The organism is Pseudomonas putida, assembly GCF_001976065.1.
GTDB lineage: Bacteria > Pseudomonadota > Gammaproteobacteria > Pseudomonadales > Pseudomonadaceae > Aquipseudomonas > Aquipseudomonas serbica.
Genome location: NZ_MNAH01000002.1, coordinates 286,435 through 299,299, shown reverse-complemented (window position 1 = coordinate 299,299; position 12,865 = coordinate 286,435). Strand labels below are relative to the sequence as shown.

14 protein-coding genes are annotated in these 12,865 nt (G+C 62.1%); 6 read left to right on the top strand and 8 right to left on the bottom strand.

Features of this window, described 5'->3' with window-relative positions; all coding sequences use genetic code 11:
- Positions 1–70: 70 nt before the first annotated feature.
- Entirely contained in the window at positions 71–289 is a 219-nt protein-coding gene (locus tag BKX96_RS08000) for a hypothetical protein (protein ID WP_046820025.1), read from the top strand.
- Between the two features lie 144 nt (positions 290–433).
- On the opposite strand, the gene BKX96_RS07995 is transcribed toward BKX96_RS08000, so the two are convergent.
- The 3 genes from BKX96_RS07995 to zapE all read right to left on the bottom strand — a co-directional run bounded on the left by BKX96_RS07995 (position 434) and on the right by zapE (position 2,788).
- Positions 434–925 (bottom strand): GNAT family N-acetyltransferase, encoded by a 492-nt coding sequence (locus BKX96_RS07995; RefSeq protein ID WP_046820026.1) that lies wholly within the window; start codon positions 923–925, stop codon positions 434–436.
- A gap of 144 nt (positions 926–1,069) precedes the next feature.
- Positions 1,070–1,651, bottom strand: coding sequence for a DinB family protein (locus BKX96_RS07990; protein ID WP_077183305.1), 582 nt, complete (start codon positions 1,649–1,651; stop codon positions 1,070–1,072).
- Between the two features lie 18 nt (positions 1,652–1,669).
- Entirely contained in the window at positions 1,670–2,788 is a 1,119-nt protein-coding gene (zapE, locus tag BKX96_RS07985; RefSeq protein WP_077183304.1) for a cell division protein ZapE, read from the bottom strand.
- Positions 2,789–2,956: 168 nt separating this feature from the next.
- Between zapE and BKX96_RS07980 the strand changes: the two genes are divergently transcribed.
- Complete coding sequence (locus tag BKX96_RS07980) at positions 2,957–4,009, top strand: aldo/keto reductase (protein ID WP_046820029.1); 1,053 nt, start codon at positions 2,957–2,959, stop codon at positions 4,007–4,009.
- A gap of 110 nt (positions 4,010–4,119) precedes the next feature.
- Here the strand turns inward: BKX96_RS07980 and speB are convergent, their stop codons facing one another.
- Together speB and BKX96_RS07970 are read right to left on the bottom strand one after the other, a co-directional pair.
- Entirely contained in the window at positions 4,120–5,079 is a 960-nt protein-coding gene (gene speB, locus BKX96_RS07975; RefSeq protein WP_077183303.1) for an agmatinase, read from the bottom strand.
- A gap of 13 nt (positions 5,080–5,092) precedes the next feature.
- On the bottom strand, positions 5,093–6,184 hold the full coding sequence (locus tag BKX96_RS07970) for an extracellular solute-binding protein (protein ID WP_077183302.1): 1,092 nt from the start codon (positions 6,182–6,184) through the stop codon (positions 5,093–5,095).
- 101 nt (positions 6,185–6,285) lie between these two features.
- Between BKX96_RS07970 and BKX96_RS07965 the strand changes: the two genes are divergently transcribed.
- Positions 6,286–7,179, top strand: a complete 894-nt coding sequence (locus BKX96_RS07965; RefSeq protein ID WP_046820032.1) for a LysR family transcriptional regulator — start codon at positions 6,286–6,288, stop codon at positions 7,177–7,179.
- 92 nt (positions 7,180–7,271) lie between these two features.
- Positions 7,272–8,729, top strand: coding sequence for a nucleobase:cation symporter-2 family protein (locus BKX96_RS07960; protein ID WP_046820033.1), 1,458 nt, complete (start codon positions 7,272–7,274; stop codon positions 8,727–8,729).
- 80 nt (positions 8,730–8,809) lie between these two features.
- Here BKX96_RS07960 and BKX96_RS07955 read toward each other — a convergent pair whose 3' ends face one another.
- Positions 8,810–9,733: a carbon-nitrogen hydrolase family protein gene (locus tag BKX96_RS07955; protein WP_077183301.1), complete on the bottom strand. Its 924-nt coding sequence runs from the start codon at positions 9,731–9,733 to the stop codon at positions 8,810–8,812.
- 84 nt (positions 9,734–9,817) lie between these two features.
- Between BKX96_RS07955 and BKX96_RS07950 the strand changes: the two genes are divergently transcribed.
- Entirely contained in the window at positions 9,818–10,726 is a 909-nt protein-coding gene (locus BKX96_RS07950; RefSeq protein WP_046820035.1) for a LysR family transcriptional regulator, read from the top strand.
- A 182-nt stretch (positions 10,727–10,908) separates the two neighbouring features.
- Here the strand turns inward: BKX96_RS07950 and BKX96_RS07945 are convergent, their stop codons facing one another.
- Positions 10,909–11,160: a hypothetical protein gene (locus BKX96_RS07945; protein WP_008061409.1), complete on the bottom strand. Its 252-nt coding sequence runs from the start codon at positions 11,158–11,160 to the stop codon at positions 10,909–10,911.
- Between the two features lie 163 nt (positions 11,161–11,323).
- Here BKX96_RS07945 and BKX96_RS07940 point away from each other — a divergent pair, with 163 nt between their 5' ends.
- Positions 11,324–11,641: an ElaB/YgaM/YqjD family protein gene (locus BKX96_RS07940; RefSeq protein WP_046820036.1), complete on the top strand. Its 318-nt coding sequence runs from the start codon at positions 11,324–11,326 to the stop codon at positions 11,639–11,641.
- Positions 11,642–11,698: 57 nt separating this feature from the next.
- Here BKX96_RS07940 and BKX96_RS07935 read toward each other — a convergent pair whose 3' ends face one another.
- On the bottom strand, positions 11,699–12,739 hold the full coding sequence (locus tag BKX96_RS07935) for an Ldh family oxidoreductase (protein WP_046820037.1): 1,041 nt from the start codon (positions 12,737–12,739) through the stop codon (positions 11,699–11,701).
- Positions 12,740–12,865 lie beyond the last annotated feature (126 nt).

The window sequence follows — 12,865 nt, the reverse complement described above, 5'->3', positions numbered from 1 at the left end:
TGATCGCTCGACTTTGATTCATCGACTCATGGACGAACGGCATCCGACATCTGCAAGTGGGAGGCACACCATGAAAAGATCCACCTTGATCCTCGCAATCCTGATGACGTTAGGCTCCACCAGCGCCTTTGCCGAAGGCGGGGCCGAACGCATGCGCTACTACTACGAAACCTTGCACTACAACCAGCAAGTGGCGCTGGGCAATATCACCCCAGGCCAGGCGAAAGAGCTGCGGGTGCCAGACGATCAAACCGCACAAATGACCGAGTCCTATCGGCCGAAAGATTGACCTCTGCCTGCCCGTCTGCAGGAGCAAGCTTGCTCCGGGCGGCGTTCCGACGATGGTCATCAACGATAACGAGGGGCACCAGGTACCCCTCGTGTCCTTGAGTTTTTCGCGAGCAAGCTCGCTCCCGCACAATGACCGTCAGGATTACAGAGGCTTGATCCAGAACATCATGCGCCCGTGGGCCGGATCGAACTCGCCCGGGGCAAAACCGAACTTGTCGTAGGAGGCCTGCGCCACCGCATTGCCTTCCAGCACCTCCAGGGTGATCTTGCAGCAGCCGCGCTGACGGGCGATGTCCTCGACCTTGTGCAGCATTCGCTGGCTCAGCCCCAGGCCGCGAAACTTCGGCACCACCGCCACGTCATGCACGTTGACCAATGGCCGGCAGGCAAAGGTCGAAAACCCTTCAAAGCAATTGACCAGCCCGGCCGGCTCGCCGCCGACAAACGCCAGCACGCTGAATGCATGGGGGCGCTTGGCCAACTCACCCGGCAGATTTTCCAGTACGGTGGCTGGCAGGGAGTGCCCACCGCCCATTGGATCTTCGGCGTAACTGTTCAAGACCAGGCCAATCGCCTCGGCATGCAGCGCATTGGTGTAGCGGGCTTGAAGCACAAGAATTTCTGCGGAATCCATTTCCATCCTCGATGACTTGCCCCAGTGCGTTGTTCGCGCTGGAAGGCCTGGCGAACATATCGCGAGCGCGGTTGTGGCGACAAGCCTGAAGTTCAAAAGATCGCAGCCTTTCAAGGCGCGGCCGCAGGCTGCGATCTTTTGATCCTAATGCCCCCAAATCAACGCCTCAGTCCATCCCAGCTCGGCAAAATCTTCCGCCCGCAGGTGCGACTCCCCAGCACAGAAAAACTCGTCCAGCTGCGGCGGCTTGACCGAAGTGCCGCTGAGTATCGCGTGGACCTGCCCGCGATGATGGATCTGGTGCTCGAAAAGATGCGACAGCAGGCGCAGGCGGCTGTCGTATTGCGGCGTGTCCCGGGCGATGGTCACGATCTTGCCCAGGTCGGCGTCGCGCATTTGCTCGCAATAGGCAATCAGGCGCCGGTCGACTTGCGCCTGTTCGCGCTTGAGATCGATGGCATGGGTAAAGGGCTCGTCCGCCTGGAAGAACACGAAGCAATCGGGATGGGGATCATCACCGCGCAATTCGCGCTCAAGGGCATCCACGTAGAACCAGTCACAGGTCAGGATGTGGTTGAGGGTGGCGCCGAGACTGGGAAAAAAACTGACCCGGGGTGCCGCCAGCTCATCTTCGCTCAACTGACTCCAGGCCTTGGCCAGTCGGTGATTGGCCCAGGCGTTCTGGTAAGCCATGGTGAGCAAATGGTGCGACAGAGGTTGATTCATCTTCACGCCTCCTGGACTTCACGCCTCGGCAAAACGTTGCAGTTGCATTTCCTGCAGGCGGCTGAGGGTGCGGCGGAACGGAAATTCCAGGTAGCCCTCGGTGTAGAGCGAGTCCATGGGCACCTGGGCTTCGAGGTACAGCGGCACCTTGCGGTCGTAGCACTCATCCACCAGCGCGATGAAACGCCGTACCCCGTCGTCGTGCACCGACAACTGCGGCAACTCGCGATCACCTGCCACCACACGCTCGACCCCGTCCTCAGTGCCCCGGGCAATACGCCCCGGACGTTTTTGTGCGCTGAGGCTGGGCACATCACCTACAAGAATAGCGCTGAAGGTGTCGCACAGGGCCATGAAATCCATCGCTGCAAAGGGCTGCTCGCAGAGGTCGGCGTAACGGCACCAGAGCACACCCTGGCTGGCCTGGACCACCGGCAGCGTACGATAACCGACCTTGATCGGCTCGCTGGAAACCGCTTGGCCAACGGTCAGCATCCGGAAAACCTCGTCCAGCGCGCTGGGCTGGCCCGGCGCGGCCACCCAATAACGTTGCAAGCCCTGCCCCGGATGCAGGCGATGGTCTTCCCCACCGTCCACCGCGATCACCGACATATGCTGTTTGATCGCGGCGATCGCCGGCATGAAGCGGTCGCGGTTGAAGCCGTCGGCGTACAGCTGGTCTGGGGGAAGGTTTGAGGTGCAGACCACCACCACGCCCTGTTCGAACATCACCTGGAACAGGCGTCCGAGAATGATCGCGTCGCCGATGTCATTGACGAACAGCTCGTCAAAGCACAGCACCCGCACTTCTTCGCTCAGTTCGCGGGCCAAGGCCTGCAACGGGTCGGCAGTACCGGTCAGCTGAAATGAGCGTTGGTGCACCCATCCCATGAAATGATGAAAGTGCTGACGCCTGGCCGGCACCCGCAGGTGTTGATAGAACTGGTCCATCAACCAGGTCTTGCCACGCCCGACAGGGCCCCAGAGGTAGACGCCCTTGATCGGCCTGCGGCCTTCATGCAGCGCTTCATGGCACTTTTGCAAAGCCCAGACAGCATGTTCCTGGGCCTCGTCCTGGACGAAACCCTGCTGTTCGATCGCGTGCTGCCAGGCACTGAGGGGAGAGTCGACTTTCATGCGCGGCAGTATGCCATCCGTCGACGCCGGCTTCTGTGAAATTTCGTGCCATGCCTGCGCTATTCCGTGCAGCGAAAAAGTGTCTTGACGGAATATATTATTCGCATCATATTTAATACATGACGAACATAATCTATGTTCAGCAGACGTTCCTCCAGGAGTCTTCCCATGCATTACAAAGTATTCGGCCGAAAAACCGGCTTGCGGGTTTCTGAACTGGCGCTGGGTGCCGGCAACTTTGGTACCGGCTGGGGTCATGGTGCCGAACGCGAGGAAGCCAAGGGCATTTTTGATGGCTACCTGGCGGCCGGCGGCAATTTCATCGACACCGCCAACGGTTACCAGGCTGGCCAGTCGGAAGCCATGCTCAGCGAATTCATCGCCGCGGAACGCGATCGCCTGGTCATCGCCACTAAATACACGCTGGGCACGACGCCGGACGCCGGCATTTCACACACTGGCAACAACCGCAAGAACATGGTTCGCGCCGTTGAAGAAAGCCTGAAACGGCTGAAAACCGATCACCTGGACCTGTTCTGGGCGCACATGAGCGACGGCGTGACGCCGATGGATGAGATCCTCCGTGGTTTCGATGATCTGGTCCGGGCCGGCAAGATCCATTACGCCGGGCTGTCGAACTTTCCCGCGTGGCGCATCGCCCGCGCCGACCTGCTGGCCGAAGTGCGCGGTTTTGCCCCGATTGCGGCGATCCAGGTCGAGTACAGCCTGGCCGAACGCACTGCCGAACGTGAACAACTGCCCATGGCTGAAGCGCTGGGGCTGGCCGCGACCCTGTGGTCGCCCTTGGGTGGCGGCTTCCTCACCGGCAAGTACCGCACAGGCGACGGCGACAACCGCGCGAGCAAACTGGGGATGCTGGTTCACGCCGAAAAAAGCGCTCGGGAAACCGCCCTGCTCGACACCCTCCTGGCCGTCGCCGCGGAACTGGGTGTGAGTCCCACCCACGTGGCCATTGCCTGGCTGCGCGCACAGGCCCGGCGCTCGACCACGACGCTGATTCCAATCCTGGGCTCGCGTACCCGTGAGCAGCTGGATGCGACCCTGGGGGCTTTGAATGTGGAGCTGGATGCCGGGCAGTTGGCACGGCTCGATGGAGTCAGCGACGTGCCCAAAGGCGTGCCCCATGAATCCATCAGCGGGTCGTTTGCGCGCTTCAGCGGGGGGGTGACCCTGGATCTGCCGAAAATCCCGGTCGCCTGACCCCGTTACCTGTAGGAGCTGGCTTGCCAGCGAAGAGGGCCTGTCTGACACCACGATGTTGACTGTGGCGCCGCCTTCGCTGGCAAGCCAACTCCTACAAGGGGTGCGCGTTACTGGTCGACCTTGTGTTTGGCCGCATACAGGCACAGCATTTCCATCGCCAGCGTCGCCGCCGCCAATGAGGTGATGTCCGCATTGTCATAGGCCGGCGCCACTTCCACCACATCCATCCCCACCAGGTTTATCCCGCGCAAGCCCCCAAGGATTTCCAATGCCTGCACCGTGCTCAAGCCGCCGCACACTGGCGTTCCGGTGCCCGGTGCAAAGGCCGGGTCGAGGCAGTCGATGTCGAACGTCAGGTACACCGGGTGGTCACCGACCCGGGCGCGAATCGCTTCGACAATCGCGTCGACGCCACGCCGGTGCACCTGCCGCGCGTCCAGCACCGCAAAACCCTGGTGATCGTCGTTGGTGGTGCGCAAGCCGATCTGCACCGAACGCGACGGATCGACCAACCCTTCTTTGGCCGCATGCCAGAACATGGTGCCGTGGTCGATACGCTTGCCCTCCTCGTCCGGCCAGGTATCGCTGTGGGCGTCGAAGTGAATCAGCGACAACGCACCGTGCTTGCGCGCATGGGCCTTGAGCAACGGATAGGTGATGAAGTGATCGCCGCCGAAGGTCAGCATCGCACTACCAGCATTGAGGATGTGCTCGGCGTGGGCTTCGATCATTTCCGGCGTCGACTGCGGCGAACCGAAGTCGAAGTCGCAATCGCCGAAGTCGACCACCGCCAGGTGATCGAAAGGATCGAAGGTCCACGGCCAGTGGCGTTCCCAGGCGATCCCGGTGGAAGCGGCGCGAATCCCCCGTGGACCGAAGCGGGCGCCGGGGCGGTTGCTGGTCGCGGTGTCGAACGGCACGCCGCTGACCGCTACGTCGACACCGCGCAAGTCGCGGCTGTAGCGTCGACGCATGAAACTGGTGATGCCGGCGTAGGTGCTTTCGGCGGCGGTGCCATAAAGGCTGGCACGGGTGATGGCCTGATCGTTTTGAACGGGGACGTCCATTTGAGGTTCCTTGTTATTGGCGGCTACGGAAGGTGGTCCACACGCGGGTACGCTGACGCATGTCCTTGAGGCTCATGCTGCGGTCGGCGTACAAGCGCTCGCGAACGTCGGCGGGTGGATAGATGTCCGGGTCGGTGCGCACCGCCTCGTCGACCAACGGCGTCGCGGCCTGGTTGGCGGTGGCGAAGAACAGAGTGTTGGTCAGCGCGGCGACGGATTCGGGGCGCAACATGAACTCGATGAACTGGCGCGCGGCTTCGGGGTGCGGGGCGTCCTTGGGGATCGCCAGGTTGTCCTGCCACACCAGGGTGCCTTCCTTGGGAATCCGATAGGCGATTTCATAGGGCTTGCCGGCTTTGCGCGCCTGATCGGCGGCCATGCTGGCGTCGCCGTTGTAGGCCAGCGCCAGGCACACGCTGCCGTTGGCCAGGTCGTTGATCTGCCGGCCGCTGGCGACGTACAGCACCGAAGGCTGCAATTGCTGCAACAACGCCTGGGCCGCTTCGAGATCGTCTTTTTGCGTGCTGTACGGATCCTTGCCCAGATAGTGCAACGCCAGGCCGATCACCTCTTGCGGCGAATCAATGATCGCGATGCCGCAGTCCTTGAGCTTGCTGGCGTATTCGGGTTTGAACAGCAGGTCCAGGCTGTTGAGCGGTACGTTCGGCAGGCGATGCTGCACTGCTGCGACATTCATCCCCAGCCCCAGGGTGCCCCAAGTGTAAGGCACGCCAAACTGGTTGCCGGGATCGACGGCGGCGAGTTTTTCCAGCAGGTCCGGATCAAGGTTGGCGTAGCCCTTCAGGCCTTCGTGGGCAATGGCTTGCAACGCACCGGCGGCCAGGCCACGGGCCAGGACGCTGGAGGACGGCACCACCACGTCATAGCCGCTACCGCCGGTGAGCAGCTTGGTTTCCAGGACTTCCGGCGCATCGAAGGTATCGTAGCGCACGTGAATACCGGTCTCGCGCTCAAAGCGCTGCAGGGTTTCGGGGGCCACGTAGTCGGCCCAGCTGTAGAGGTTGACCACTTTGTCCTCCGCCTGGGCCGCGGCGGCCATGGCAACGAACAGCGTGGGGACACACATCTTGAACACAGAAACCATGACGATCACCTGACCGGGGGAAGTGGCTGCAGGATGCGTCCTCGGTTACATTGGTAAAATATAAAGATTATTACGCTGACATTATCCAGGAGTAATGTTTGATGCTGGGTCAATTGCATGATCTGGACCTGCAACTGCTGCGTCTGTTTGTCAGTGTCGTCGAGTGCGGCGGCTTCAGCGCAGCCCAGGGTGAACTGGGGCTGAGCCAGTCGAGCATCAGCCAGCAGATGGCCAGACTGGAGACCCGACTCGGCTACCGCTTGTGCAGCCGTGGCAAGGGCGGATTCCGGATCACGCCCAAAGGTGAACAGTTGCTCAGCGCGACGCGCAGCCTGTTCCAATCCATCGAAGCGTTCCGTCATCAATCCAACGGCGTGGCCGGGCGCCTGATCGGCGAGGTGCGCCTGGGTCTGTCCGAAGCGCTGGATCAATCGGTGCTGCAGCGAGTGGCCGAAGCGATCCGGCGCTTTCGCGAGCGCGACGAATCGGTGCGCATCGAGTTGATGAGCGCCATGCCCGGCGACATGGAGCGTTTGCTGCTGCAGCAGCGACTGGACCTGGCCATCGGTTATTTTTCGCAGATACAAAGCGCGTTCGATTACCACGAGCTGTTCAGCGAAACCCAGCACCTGTACTGCGCCCCGGGTCATCCGTTGTTCACCGATGAGGCGCCGGATGATGAGGCACTGCAGGCGTGCGACCGGGTCGATCACCCCTACCGCTTCCTGCGCAGCGACGAACCCTTTCAAGGAAAGCTGTGTTCGGCACGCGCGGAGCAGGTCGAAGGTACCCTCGCCTTCATTCTGTCCGGCAAGCATGTCGGGTATTTGCCCAGTCACTTTGCCCGCAGCTGGGAAGACAAGGGTCTGCTGCGGCCGGTGCGGCGCGCTGGCTTGAGTTTCGAGGTGGCGTTTCATTTGGCTCGCCATCGTGCGCAAGTGCCGGGGGATGCGCAGAAGGCGTTTGAAGAGGACTTGCTCGCAGCGTTTGCCTAAGATCTTTTGATCTGTTTTTTGCCGTGGCTTGATCGTTCTGGCATCCTGCGCCTCCATTTTCTGACCCGGCCCCGCCTTCCGGCACGCAAACCATGACTTCCCCAGAAAAAACCCTGCGCCACAACGACCTGATCTACGGCCTCGACGACCGCCCGCACCTGACCGCCACCGTGTTCGCCGCCCTGCAACACGTGCTCGCCAGCTTCGTCGGCATCATCACCCCGACGCTGATCATGGGCAGTGCGCTGGGCCTGCAGAGTGAAATCCCCTACCTGATCAGCATGGCGCTGTTCGTCTCCGGCCTCGGCACTTTCGTCCAGGCGCGGCGCTTCGGTCCGGTGGGTTCGGGCCTGCTGTGCCTGCAAGGCACCAGCTTCTCGTTCATCAGCGTGATCCTCAGTGCTGGCTTCATGGTCAAGGCCAGGGGCGGCGGCACCGATGAAATCCTCTCGACGATCTTCGGCGTGTGCTTCTTCGCCGCCTTCATCGAAGTGGTCTTGAGCCAGTTCATCGGCAAGCTGCGGATGCTGATCACCCCGGTCGTGACCGGCACCATCATCACCCTGATGGGCCTGTCGTTGATCAAGGTCGCCATGACCGACATCGCCGGCGGCTTCGGCGCCCCCGACCTCGGCGCGGCCAGTCACCTGGGCCTGGCCGCGCTGGTACTCGCAACCATCGTGGTATTGAACCGGGTAGACGTACCGTTTCTGCGCCTGGGGGCGATTGTCATCGGCCTGACCCTCGGCTACGTCGCCGCCTGGCTGATGGGCCACGTCGATTTCGCCAGCCTGCCCGCCGTGCCCCTGATGAGCGTGCCGGTACCGTTCAAGTATGGCTTTGCCTTCGACTGGGTCGCGTTCGTCCCGGTGGCGGTGATATTCCTGGTGTCGCCGTTGGAAGCCGCCGGTGACCTGACCGCCAACTCGATGATTTCCCGTCAACCGGTCAAAGGCCCGGTGTACATTCGCCGGATCAAGTCCGGCCTATTGGCCGACGGCCTCAACTCGGCCATGGCGGCGGTGTTCAACAGCATGCCGATGGTGACCTTCGCGCAGAACAACGGCGTGATCCAGCTGACCGGCGTGGCCAGCCGTTACGTGGCATTTTTCATTGCCGGGCTGTTGGTCGTGCTCGGGCTCTTCCCGATGATCGGCGCGGTGTTGCAGCTGATGCCCAAACCGGTGCTCGGCGGTGCGGAGCTGGTGATGTTCGGCACCGTCGCCGTGGCCGGGATAAAGATCCTCGCCGAAGCCGGACTGCATCGTCGCAACATGTTGATCGTGGCGATTTCCATCGGCATGGGCCTGGGTGTGGCGGCCGTGCCGGAAGTGTTGCGCGAGCTGCCCAAGGCGCTGCACAACATTTTCGAATCGCCGATCACCGTGGGTGCACTGTGCGCTATCGTGCTGAATATCTTCCTGCCCGAGGAATTCATCGAACTGGAAGAGGACGATTTCGATCCGGAAGCGTCGATTCTCCAGGTCATGGAGAACCCCGAGGTTGCACCCAAGGCTGAGCCCGCAGCAAAGGCAGCTGTCGCACAGTAGACCACTTCGCACACTGGGCGCCGGCTTGTTCGGCACCTGGCGTTTCGTGACGCAAATCCCGGTGGGAGCGAGCCAGGGGATTATGTGGTGAAACGAACGCCAGGCTTGGCCCGCTCATCCACGGTCAACTCGAACACGTCCGGCCGCGCGTAATGCCCGACCACATCGTAATCGTAGCGCGCGCGGACCAGATCGTCGGTGTCGATTTCCGCGCAAAGCAGACCCGGCCCATCCCTTAGCGGCCCGGCCAGGATATCCCCCATCGGCCCGACGATCACGCTGCCGCCGGCTATCAGTGGCCGGTCCACCGGCCAATTGGCGATCTCCAGCCCCAGGGCTTGCGGCGAATCCTGTACCTGGCACGCGCTGACCACGAAGCAGCGTCCCTCATGGGCAATATGGCGCATGCTCACCTGCCACATCTCGCGCTCATCCACGGTCGGCGCACACCACACCTCCACGCCTTTGGCGTACATCGCAGTGCGCAACAGCGGCATCATGTTTTCCCAACACACCAACGCACCGAGCCGCCCGACCTGGCTGTCGAGCACGGGCAAGGTGGACCCGTCGCCCATGCCCCAGATCAGCCGCTCGGTGCCGGTTGGCATCAGCTTGCGGTGCCTGGCGATCAAGCCAGCCTGGGGGTCGAAATACAGCGCGGTGCAGTACAGGGTACTGCCAGCCCGTTCGATCACGCCGATCACCAGATTGGCCCCGGTGCGCGCCGACAGCCCGGCCAGTGCTTCGGTTTCCACGCCGGGCACGTCGATGGCGTTGGCAAAATAGCGGGCGAAGGCCTCGCGCCCCTGTGGCAAGCGATACCCCAGTTGAGTGCCGAACCCTTCCCCCTTGGGATAACCGCCCAGCAACGCCTCGGGCATCACTACCAGCGCGGCGCCGGATTCGACGATTGCATTTTCGTACGACAGGAGCTGTTCGAGGGTATCGGCCTTGCCACCGGGCAAGGCTCCGATCTGCAGGGCGGCAACGATTGACTTGGGCATTGCGGTGACTCCATTGGCATCAGGTGTTGCTCATTCTCGAACCTCATCGGATCATGAATAAAGCCCAACTCACTGCTGAATGATATGAATCCCATGAATATCGCCACCCTCGATCTCAACCTGCTCAAGGTATTCGAAGCCCTGCACGAGGAATCCAGTGCCAGCCGCGCGGCACTGCGCCTGGGGGTGACGCAATCGGCCGTCAGTGCGGCATTGCGGCGCTTGCGCGAGGTATATGGCGATCAGTTGTTCGTGCGCACCGGCCGCGGTCTGGCGCCAACGCTGCGGGCCAACCAGTTGAAGCCGGTGCTCAGCGAGGCCCTGAACAAATGCCGGCAGAGCCTGGCAATGGTCGATCCGACGGCCAACCAATACGACGGCCGCTCCGTGACCCTGGGGCTTTCGGATGACTTCGAGATCGCCTACGGTCGGCGCCTGATCGAGGAAATTGCCCGGTGCGCCCCCCGGCTGCGGCTGATTTTTCGTCAGACCCACAGCCAAATCGTCGCCCAGGCGCTGATGGACCGCAGCATCGACCTGGCGATCACCGCCGGTGGATTTGCCGAGCGCCTGCTCAGCCGCCAGGTGCTGGGGCAAGGCGATTATCTGTGCCTGGCAGACCCGCTCAGCCTGGTTGATGGACAACAAAGCATCAGTCTCGAGGAGTTCGTCGCACGGGAACACATCCTGGTGTCTTCAGGCGGCTTTATCGGGATCACCGATGAAGGGTTGGCGGCGCTGGGCTTGAGTCGACGGGTCTGTGCCTCGACCACCCACTTTGCGGCGTTACCGCATTTGCTCAAGGGCAGCCTGGCGGTGGCGACCATCCCGGCGCATGCGGCCAGGAGCATTGCCGCGCTCAGCGGCCTGGCGCTATTGCCCTGCCCCTTGGCGTTGCCGCGCTACCCGATTGAGATGGGTTGGCGTACCGGCACTCAGGTCGATCCAGTGGTCATGAAGGTGCGCGAAGCGATTGTTGCCTGCTTCCTGTAGGAGCCGGCTTGCCGGCGAAGGCGGCCTTGAGGATTGCGCTAGTCTTTCGGGCCTATTCGCTGGCAAGCCAGCTCCTACAAGGCCTATTCGCTGGCAAGCCAGCTCCTACAAGGCCTATTCGCTGGCAAGCCAGCTCCTACAGGGAGCGCGTAACACCAAACAACGAGGTCGAGCGTCGGAGATTATTTGGCCGCCATCAAGCGATTGACTTCGCTGCGCACCATGTTCGAAAACTCAGGGGGCGACATGCCGTCCAATTCGGCGCGGACCCATTCGGCCCATTTGCCTTTGCGCTTGGCGCGTTCGCCGAACAGGCGTGCGGCTTCGCCCTTGGCTTTACCCAGATTGTTTTGCCAGAGCTCGAACAGACGGGATTTCTCATCTTCCAGCGCGGCGCGCTCGGCGAGGGGTTTGTCGGCCAGATTGAAACTCATGGGAATTTTCCTGCTGTGTAAATTGGCGACATCTTACACTGTAGAAAGAATCGTCCTGCTGTGGTTTTTCTGGCGGATTGAGCCTCCGGGCAAAATCCCTGCAACTTTTTCAATCGCCAGGCACTCCACTGTTCACTGTCCAATCACCGCAAGGAGTACTTCAATGGCCCGCAAAACCGCCCTGCAAGCCGCCGAAGATCAAATCAAGGATCAAGCTTTCAGCGAACTTCAGTCCCTGATCGAAGAGTCTGAAAAATTGCTCAAGAGCAGCGCCTCACTGGTTGGTGAGGAAGCAGAAACGCTACGTGGGCAAATTGCCCTGAAGCTGCAACAGGCCCGGGACTCGGTCACCAACGTTCGGCAGCGGGCCATTCCCGCAGTCGATGCCACCGAAAACTACATCGGTGGCCACCCATGGCAAACCGTGGCGGTTTCTGCCGGATTCGGGCTGGTGGTCGGCATGCTGCTGGCGCGCCGCTGACCCGCTGTGCCCCTGTAGGCGCTGGCGCCTACAGGGCCATGCTTCCTGCCTTACGTCTCAGAGACCGGCCAGCGCCCGCAAGTTCGCCAACTCCGAGGCCTCCAGCGCAATGCCGTCGGCCTGCGACCTGGCGCGTTGAATGTGGCGCCGATCGCCCGGCAAGCGCTTGAGCCCCACACCATGCATCTGCCGCACCAGCTCCTCGCTGCGTTGCGCAAAACCCTGCCCGGCCGCCTTGCTCGGGTCAATCACGATCAGTAACTGGCCAGTCCAGGGCGTCTTGGCGCCGGGATGGTTTTTCCAGTCGAACTCGAACGAAAAATTCCCCCCCGTCAGCGCCGCCGCGAGCAACTCCACCATCATCGACAGCGCCGAGCCCTTATGCCCGCCGAACGGCAGCAATGCGCCCCCCTCGAGAATCGCCTTGGGGTCCTGGGTCGGTTGACCGAGGCTGTCGACGCCCATGCCCGGCGGCAACCGCTCGCCCTTGCGTGCGGCAATCTGCACATCGCCATGGGCAATGGCGCTGGTGGCCAGGTCGAAGACGATTGGATTGCCGTCGGCTCGGGGGGCGGCGAAGGCAATCGGGTTGGTGCCGAACAGCGGTCGATCGGCGCCGTGGGGCACCACGCACGTCATGCTGTTGACCACGCTGAGCGCGACCAACCCCTCATAGGCGAAGGGCTCGACGTCCGGCCACAAGGCGGCGAAGTGATGGGAGTTACGGATCGCCAGCACCGCGATACCGGCGCTACGGGCCTTCTCCACCAGCAGCGGGCGCGCGGCCGCCAGGGCCGGTTGGGCAAATCCGTTACCGGCATCGACCCGGACAAACCCGCTCGCCACATCCTCGACCACTGGCACGGCCTGGCCATTGACCCAGCCGCTTTGCAGGGTCGAGACATAACCGGGAATGCGGAACACGCCATGGCTGTGGGCACCATCGCGTTCGGCGCCGGCGCAGTTTTGCGCCAGCACCCGGGCGACGTCGCCTGAAGTGCCATGGCGCAGGAATATCTGCTCAAGCAATGCCGTCAGCTCATCGAGGGACAGGTTTTGCGAGACAACAGTCGATACAGGATCGTGTGGCGCGGACATCTGAAGCTCCAGACTAATTATTGGAGGGGGCAACAGCGTAGGTAGACCGCCGAATAACAACGCGGGGCGAGCAACCTGTCAACTGCGAACTTGGCCGCCAAGCAATATGTACCGCACCTGGGCGTT

Bases quoted from the DNA above. Each gene is read 5' to 3' on its own strand.
- BKX96_RS07970 (WP_077183302.1), bottom strand. From the start codon at position 6,184: ATGGTTTCTGTGTTCAAGATGTGTGTCCCCACGCTGTTCGTTGCCATG.
- BKX96_RS08000 (WP_046820025.1), top strand. From the start codon at position 71: ATGAAAAGATCCACCTTGATCCTCGCAATCCTGATGACGTTAGGCTCC.
- BKX96_RS07980 (WP_046820029.1), top strand. From the start codon at position 2,957: ATGCATTACAAAGTATTCGGCCGAAAAACCGGCTTGCGGGTTTCTGAA.
- BKX96_RS07935 (WP_046820037.1), bottom strand. From the start codon at position 12,739: ATGTCCGCGCCACACGATCCTGTATCGACTGTTGTCTCGCAAAACCTG.
- BKX96_RS07995 (WP_046820026.1), bottom strand. From the start codon at position 925: ATGGATTCCGCAGAAATTCTTGTGCTTCAAGCCCGCTACACCAATGCG.
- BKX96_RS07945 (WP_008061409.1), bottom strand. From the start codon at position 11,160: ATGAGTTTCAATCTGGCCGACAAACCCCTCGCCGAGCGCGCCGCGCTG.
- zapE (WP_077183304.1), bottom strand. From the start codon at position 2,788: ATGAAAGTCGACTCTCCCCTCAGTGCCTGGCAGCACGCGATCGAACAG.
- speB (WP_077183303.1), bottom strand. From the start codon at position 5,079: ATGGACGTCCCCGTTCAAAACGATCAGGCCATCACCCGTGCCAGCCTT.
- BKX96_RS07955 (WP_077183301.1), bottom strand. From the start codon at position 9,733: ATGCCCAAGTCAATCGTTGCCGCCCTGCAGATCGGAGCCTTGCCCGGT.
- BKX96_RS07960 (WP_046820033.1), top strand. From the start codon at position 7,272: ATGACTTCCCCAGAAAAAACCCTGCGCCACAACGACCTGATCTACGGC.
- BKX96_RS07950 (WP_046820035.1), top strand. From the start codon at position 9,818: ATGAATCCCATGAATATCGCCACCCTCGATCTCAACCTGCTCAAGGTA.
- BKX96_RS07990 (WP_077183305.1), bottom strand. From the start codon at position 1,651: ATGAATCAACCTCTGTCGCACCATTTGCTCACCATGGCTTACCAGAAC.
- BKX96_RS07940 (WP_046820036.1), top strand. From the start codon at position 11,324: ATGGCCCGCAAAACCGCCCTGCAAGCCGCCGAAGATCAAATCAAGGAT.
- BKX96_RS07965 (WP_046820032.1), top strand. From the start codon at position 6,286: ATGCTGGGTCAATTGCATGATCTGGACCTGCAACTGCTGCGTCTGTTT.